The sequence below is a fragment of the Diaphorobacter ruginosibacter genome (genome assembly GCF_040396215.1).
In the GTDB taxonomy this organism is placed as follows: domain Bacteria; phylum Pseudomonadota; class Gammaproteobacteria; order Burkholderiales; family Burkholderiaceae_C; genus Diaphorobacter_A; species Diaphorobacter_A ruginosibacter_A.
This window is the reverse complement of sequence record NZ_JBEBOW010000172.1, coordinates 1-5,950: the sequence shown is the minus strand read 5'-3', so window position 1 is coordinate 5,950 and position 5,950 is coordinate 1. Positions and strand designations below refer to the sequence as shown.

Genomic DNA, 5,950 nt, shown 5'->3' with positions numbered 1-5,950 from the left:
CCCATGGCCGCGCCAAAGCGCCTCACCAGGCGCTCGGCCACGTTGTCGCGGCGGGTGTAATCGACCACGTCCTCCGCCTTGACGATCTCGCGCGCCACATAGCCCACATTGCCAAGCTGGTCGGCCAGCCCCAGTTCGACGGCCTGCTGGCCGGTCCAGAACAGGCCGCTGAACATCTCGGGAGTTTCCTTCAGGCGATCACCCCGGCCCTTCTTGACCACGGCGATGAACTGCTGGTGAATCTGATCGAGCATCTGCTGCGCGTACGCGCGCTGCTGCTCGGTCTGCGGACTGAACGGGTCCAGAAAGCCCTTGTTCTCGCCGGCGGTCAGCAGGCGGCGCTCGACGCCCAGCTTCTCCATGGTGCCTGTGAAGCCGAAACCATCCATCAGCACGCCGATGCTGCCGACGATGCTGGCCTTGTCCACGAAGATCTGGTCCGCGGCAGCGGCAATGTAATAGGCGGCAGAGGCGCAGGACTCCTCCACCACGGCATAGACCGGCTTCTTGTGCCTGGCCTTCAGGCGGACGATCTCGTCATTGATCATGCCCGCCTGCACCGGGCTTCCGCCGGGCGAGTTGATGAGCAGCACCACCGCCTTCGCGCCCGAATCCTCGAAGGCGCTGCGCATGGCCGCCACGACGAATTCCGCGCTGGCCTCGTTGCCCGCCGCGATTTCACCCTTGATATTGATGACGGCGGTATGCGCCGAGCTCTTGGTCGTGGGAGTGGCCTCGCGCAGGAACAGAAGCCACGCGATGCCGGCCACGACGGCCAGCCAGAGCAGCCGCAGAAAAATGCGCCACCGGCGGGCCGAGCGCTGCTCCTTGATGGTGGCGAACACCAGTTCTTCGAGCACGTCGCGCTCCCAGGCTGGCTTGCCGCCGCCCGGACCCGCGGCAGGGGCGGCGGACGCCGAAGAGGCGCCGGCGCGGTTTCCGCTTCCCCACAGGTCCGTCATCACAGGCTCGTTGTGGTCCTGCGATCCAGGGAAATCGGGGCGGTTGGGATCAGTCATGAATCAAAACTCTACAGGTTGCAAGTTGTCGGCCGTATGCCAGCGCACGACGCCTTCGCTTTCGCTCAGGGGGATCTTCACCAGACCTCCCCTGCACGGCCCGCCGGCGCATTCGCCGGTGTCGGGCCGATAGGCGGCCCCATGGGTGGCGCACAGCAGCCACCGGCCAGTGTCGTCGAAAAACCGGTCGGGCTGATAGTCCATTTCCATGGCCACGTGCGTGCAGCGGTTGAGGAACGCGTGGACTTTTCCCTCGAATCGGATGGCGAATGCGCGGCAGTTCTCGCCCGCGAAGCAGACATCGAACGAGAAGGCGCGCCCGCCCTCGACCAGTGCGTCGCCGGGGCAGAGTTCGATACCGGAATCTGCGGATACCTCTTTCATGGCGCGATCATCCATTTTCCAGAAGCCACTGATGCAAATCAGCAACAGAATCCGCGATATACAGGGGGGCAAGGCTGGCGAAACCATCCGTGGAATGCGCTCCATACGCAACTCCCACGCTGGCGCAGCCCGCCGCCCGCGCCATCTCCAGGTCATGGGTGGTGTCGCCGATCATCAAGGTGCGCCCGGGCTCGATACCCCACTGCTCCATCAGTTCCTGGAGCATCAGGGGATGCGGCTTGCCGGCGGTCTCGTCGGCGGTGCGCGAACCGTCGAACATGCCGCGCAGCTCCACCGCCGCCAGCACGTGGTCCAGCCCCCGGCGGCTCTTGCCGGTGGCCACCGCGAGCAGGTGGCCGCGCCCGCGCATGTCATCGAGCATCGGCAGGACGCCGTTGAACAGGCTCAGGTCGTCCTGGTGGCGTACGTAGTGGAACCGGTAGCGGTTGATGAGTTCGGGATACATCCGCGGCGGCACGTCGGGCGCGGCCCGGGCCAGCGCCGGCTCGAGGGCCATGCCGATCACCCAGGCCGCAGCCTCGTCGCTGGGCACCTGGCCGCCCACGTCGCGAACGGCCTCCTGGATGCTGCGCACGATGCAGGCGGTGGAGTCATAAAGCGTGCCATCCCAGTCAAACGCGATCAGGTCGAAATGGCGGAGCAAGGATTCAGGCATGCGAGGAGTCAATGGTTTCGGTTTTCAGGAAATCCGCGAGCTCGGGCGGCAGTTCGGCGCGCATCTCGAGGCGCTCCTGGGTGGCGGGATGATTGAACTGCAGCCGCCAGGCATGCAGGAACATGCGCCTGAGGCCCCGCTTCTGCGCGCGCCTGTTGAGGTCGAAGTCCCCGTATTTGTCGTCGCCGACGATCGGATGCCCCTGGCTTGAGAGATGCACGCGGATCTGGTGCGTGCGCCCGGTCTTGATGGTCACCTCCAGCAGGCTCATGGCCGGCAGCCCCTGCATCGGGCGCGGCGCATAGGTCTCGCGGACCTTCACCAGCGTCATGGAACGCATGCCCTGCGCATCATCGGCCGTGGTGGTGCGCACCCGGCGCTCGCCATCCTCCTGCAGATACTTGCGCAGCGGAACGTCGATCACCTTGTTCCTGGCCGGCCAGACGCCCATGACCAGCGCAAGATAGGTCTTGCCCGTCTCCCGCCCGCGGAACTGGTCCTGCAGCCCGGTGAGCGCAGAGCGCTTCTTGGCAACCAGCAGGACGCCGGAGGTTTCACGGTCGAGGCGATGCACCAGTTCCAGGAAACGGCTGTGGGCTCGCGCCCGGCGCAGTTGCTCGATCACCCCGAAACTCACCCCGCTGCCGCCATGCACCGCCACCCCGGCCGGCTTGTCGATGACGATCAGGTGCTCATCTTCCAGCAATACGGGAAACTCCCTGGCGGGGGCTGGGTGCTCCAGCTTGTCGGCCGCCTTCTCGGAGACGCGCACCGGAGGCACCCGCACCAGATCCCCGGCCTCCAGCCGCGAGTCGGCGCCTGCCCGGCCCTTGTTCACGCGGACTTCGCCGCTGCGGATGATCCGATAGACGTGCGTTTTGGGAACCCCCTTGAGCTCCCGGATCAGAAAATTGTCCAGCCGCTGGCCGGCGAATTCCGCATCGACTTGCACGATGCGCGCTGCTGATGTGGCTATTGGGGCGGCCTGTTTTGCTGGTTTGCCCTCTATAATGTGTTTCACCTGCGCGACTAATTTGTAAGTGGTTGATTTGTCTGGAGTTTAGTCCACTCGGCCCGGCGAGTCGCTCAGTATGGTTGATGCCCATAGGCGTCCCACGCAAAAAACAGGCATGTTATTAGCCTGTTACAACTCGTAGGGCGCCATTGGACAACACATTGAAACACTGAATACGGAATTTGAGCTGGCACCGGCCTGAAAGAATGCGGCGCGGTGTCCAGCGGACCAAAGCGATATCAAGTATGTGGTTTTTGACGGCCTGGATCATGTCACTGCTGCAGGGGCGCAAGCCCCCGGCATGGGCATTGCTCGCGCCGCAAACTTCCGCGCGGATCGTGCCCGAGGCTGTCTTCTTCAAGCCAAAGCCGCACATCGTCCGCTTCGCCTTCATCCACGCCCCTCCTCCACTCCTGATGAGTCAGTCACTGACATCGCATTGACTCATCAGCCCCAGGTAACCGGCAATTCCTTTCGTTTCTCTGCGTTGGCCAGGCATCAGCGGCTCATGTGAGCCTGTTTTTGTCATTGAACTTTGGCGGGACGAGCCTCTGCGATCACGCAACGCATCGGCCCGCATACAACAACGAGAAGGAAACGCATCATGAAACGGATGCTCATCAACGCCACGCAGCCCGAAGAGCGCCGCCTCGCCATCGTCGACGGCCAGAAGCTGCTGGACTACGAAATCGAAATCGAAGGTCGCGAGCAGCGCAAGGGCAACATCTACAAGGCGGTCGTCACCCGTGTCGAGCCCTCCCTGGAGGCCTGCTTCGTGGACTACGGCGAGGATCGCCACGGCTTTCTGCCATTCAAGGAAATCTCCAAGCAGTACTTTGCCGAAGGCGTCTCGCCCAGCCAGGCCAAGATCCAGGATGTGATCAAGGAAGGCCAGGAGCTGCTCGTCCAGGTCGAAAAGGAAGAGCGCGGCAACAAGGGCGCGGCCCTCACCACCTTCATCTCGCTGGCTGGCCGCTACGTCGTGCTGATGCCCAACAACCCGCGCGGCGGCGGCGTATCGCGCCGCATCGAGGGCGAGGACCGCGCCGAGCTCAAGGAGGCGATGGACCAGCTCGAGTACCCCAAGGGCATGTCCATCATCGCCCGCACCGCGGGCATCGGCCGCACCGCGCCCGAACTGCAGTGGGACCTGAACTTCCTGCTCAAGCTCTGGACCGCGATCGCCGACGCCGCCAAGGCCGGCAAGGGCGCCTTCCTGATCTACCAGGAATCCAGCCTGGTGATCCGCGCCATGCGCGACTACTTCAACTCCGACATCGGCGACATCCTGATCGACACGGACGAGATCTTCGAGCAGGCCCACCAGTTCATGTCGCACGTGATGCCCGAGCACGCCAACCGCGTCAAGCGCTACCGTGACGATGCGCCGCTGTTCAGCCGCTTCCAGATCGAGCACCAGATCGAATCCGCCTACTCGCGCACGGTGACGCTGCCCTCGGGCGGCGCCATCGTCATCGATCACACCGAGGCCCTCGTCTCCGTGGACGTGAACTCGGCGCGCGCCATCAAGGGCGGCGACATCGAGGAAACCGCCACCCGCACCAACCTCGAAGCAGCCGACGAAGTGGCCCGCCAGATGCGACTGCGCGACCTGGGCGGCCTGATCGTCATCGACTTCATCGACATGGAAGAGTCGAAGAACCGCCGCGAAGTGGAAAGCCGCCTGCGCGACGCCCTGCGCCAGGACCGCGCGCGCGTGCAGTTCGGCTCGATCAGCAAGTTCGGACTCATGGAGATGAGCCGCCAGCGCCTGAAGCCCGCCCTGTCCGAAGGCGCGCACATCAACTGCCCGCGCTGCGGCGGCTCCGGCCACATCCGCGACACGGAAAGCTCGGCGCTGCAGATCCTGCGCATCATCCAGGAAGAGTCCATGAAGGACAACACCGCCGCCGTGCACTGCCAGGTGCCGGTCGAGGTGGCCTCGTTCCTGCTCAACGAAAAACGCACCGAGATCGCAAAGATCGAACTCAAGCAGCGCGTGAACGTGCTGATGATCCCCAACAAGTCGCTTGAAACACCGCACTACAAGCTCGAGCGCCTCAAGCACGACGACTCACGCCTGGAGGATCTGCAGGCCAGCTATCAGCTCGCCGAAGAGACCGAGGACCAGACCAAGGTCACACGCCGCTCGCAGGAGCCCACCAACAAGCAGACCCCGGTGATCAAGGGCCTGCTGCCGGACGCGCCCGCCCCTCAAGTCGAGCCCCGTCCCGATGCGGCAGCGCGCGCCGCGGCCCGTGCCGCCGGCCAGCAACAGCGCAATGGCGGGCCGGCACCGGCACCCGCCGCGCCCCCGGCCACGCCCGCCCGCGCTCCGGAAATGGGCTTCATCGCATGGCTCAAGAGCCTGTTCGGCTTCGGGCCGGCCACGCCCGCTGCCGCGCCAGCCCCGGCTGCGGCGCCTGCGCCCGCCGCGGACGCGCGCGAGCCACGCCGTGAAGGCCGAGGCGGCAACGGCGAGCGCCGCCGTGGCGGCCGTGACGGCAATCGCGGCGAGAACCGCGAAGGCCGTGACGCAAACCGCGATTCAGCGGCGTCCGGCAACAACCGCAATGAAAACCGCAATGGCCGCCGTAGCGACCGTGGCGGCGAAGGACGCCAGGCGCGCGACGGTAACGAGGAAAGCCGTGGCAACGAGCGCGGCAATGACCGCCGCGGCGAACGCAACGACGGCGGCGAGGGCCGCCGCGAGCAACGCAACAGCCGCGACCGCAACAACGAAGCGCGCCAGGGCGGCGGCATCCCGGCGGTGGACGCATCGGCACCAGCCCATGCCCAGCCCGACGATGGCACGGCGGAACGCCCCCAGCGCGAGCGCCGCGAACGTGGCCAGCG

Annotated in this window: 6 protein-coding genes; 2 read left to right on the top strand and 4 right to left on the bottom strand. The window is 65.4% G+C overall.

The window, feature by feature from the left end; translation table 11 throughout:
* From ABWP92_RS15905 to ABWP92_RS15890, 4 genes are all read right to left on the bottom strand, one after another.
* The coding region (locus ABWP92_RS15905; protein ID WP_353236380.1) for a S49 family peptidase at nt 1-1,019 on the bottom strand (1,019 nt) is incomplete at its 3' end.
* Nucleotides 1,020-1,022: 3 nt separating this feature from the next.
* Nucleotides 1,023-1,403, bottom strand: a complete 381-nt coding sequence (locus tag ABWP92_RS15900; protein ID WP_353236379.1) for a Rieske (2Fe-2S) protein — start codon at nt 1,401-1,403, stop codon at nt 1,023-1,025.
* A 7-nt stretch (nt 1,404-1,410) separates the two neighbouring features.
* Nucleotides 1,411-2,079 (bottom strand): HAD-IA family hydrolase, encoded by a 669-nt coding sequence (locus ABWP92_RS15895; protein ID WP_353236378.1) that lies wholly within the window; start codon nt 2,077-2,079, stop codon nt 1,411-1,413.
* Complete coding sequence (locus ABWP92_RS15890; RefSeq protein WP_353236377.1) at nt 2,072-3,100, bottom strand: RluA family pseudouridine synthase; 1,029 nt, start codon at nt 3,098-3,100, stop codon at nt 2,072-2,074. The genes ABWP92_RS15895 and ABWP92_RS15890 overlap by 8 nt, the downstream gene beginning before the upstream one ends.
* Nucleotides 3,101-3,363: 263 nt before the next feature.
* Here ABWP92_RS15890 and ABWP92_RS15885 point away from each other — a divergent pair, with 263 nt between their 5' ends.
* On the top strand, nt 3,364-3,537 hold the full coding sequence (locus tag ABWP92_RS15885) for a hypothetical protein (RefSeq protein ID WP_353236376.1): 174 nt from the start codon (nt 3,364-3,366) through the stop codon (nt 3,535-3,537).
* A 161-nt stretch (nt 3,538-3,698) separates the two neighbouring features.
* A partial coding sequence (locus ABWP92_RS15880; RefSeq protein ID WP_353236375.1) for an Rne/Rng family ribonuclease occupies nt 3,699-5,950 on the top strand: 2,252 nt, incomplete at its 3' end.

What these genes read in the sequence shown, in the direction of transcription:
- ABWP92_RS15885 (WP_353236376.1), top strand. Translation starts at nt 3,364, where the DNA reads ATGTCACTGCTGCAGGGGCGCAAGCCCCCGGCATGGGCATTGCTCGCG.
- ABWP92_RS15895 (WP_353236378.1), bottom strand. Translation starts at nt 2,079, where the DNA reads ATGCCTGAATCCTTGCTCCGCCATTTCGACCTGATCGCGTTTGACTGG.
- ABWP92_RS15900 (WP_353236379.1), bottom strand. Translation starts at nt 1,403, where the DNA reads ATGAAAGAGGTATCCGCAGATTCCGGTATCGAACTCTGCCCCGGCGAC.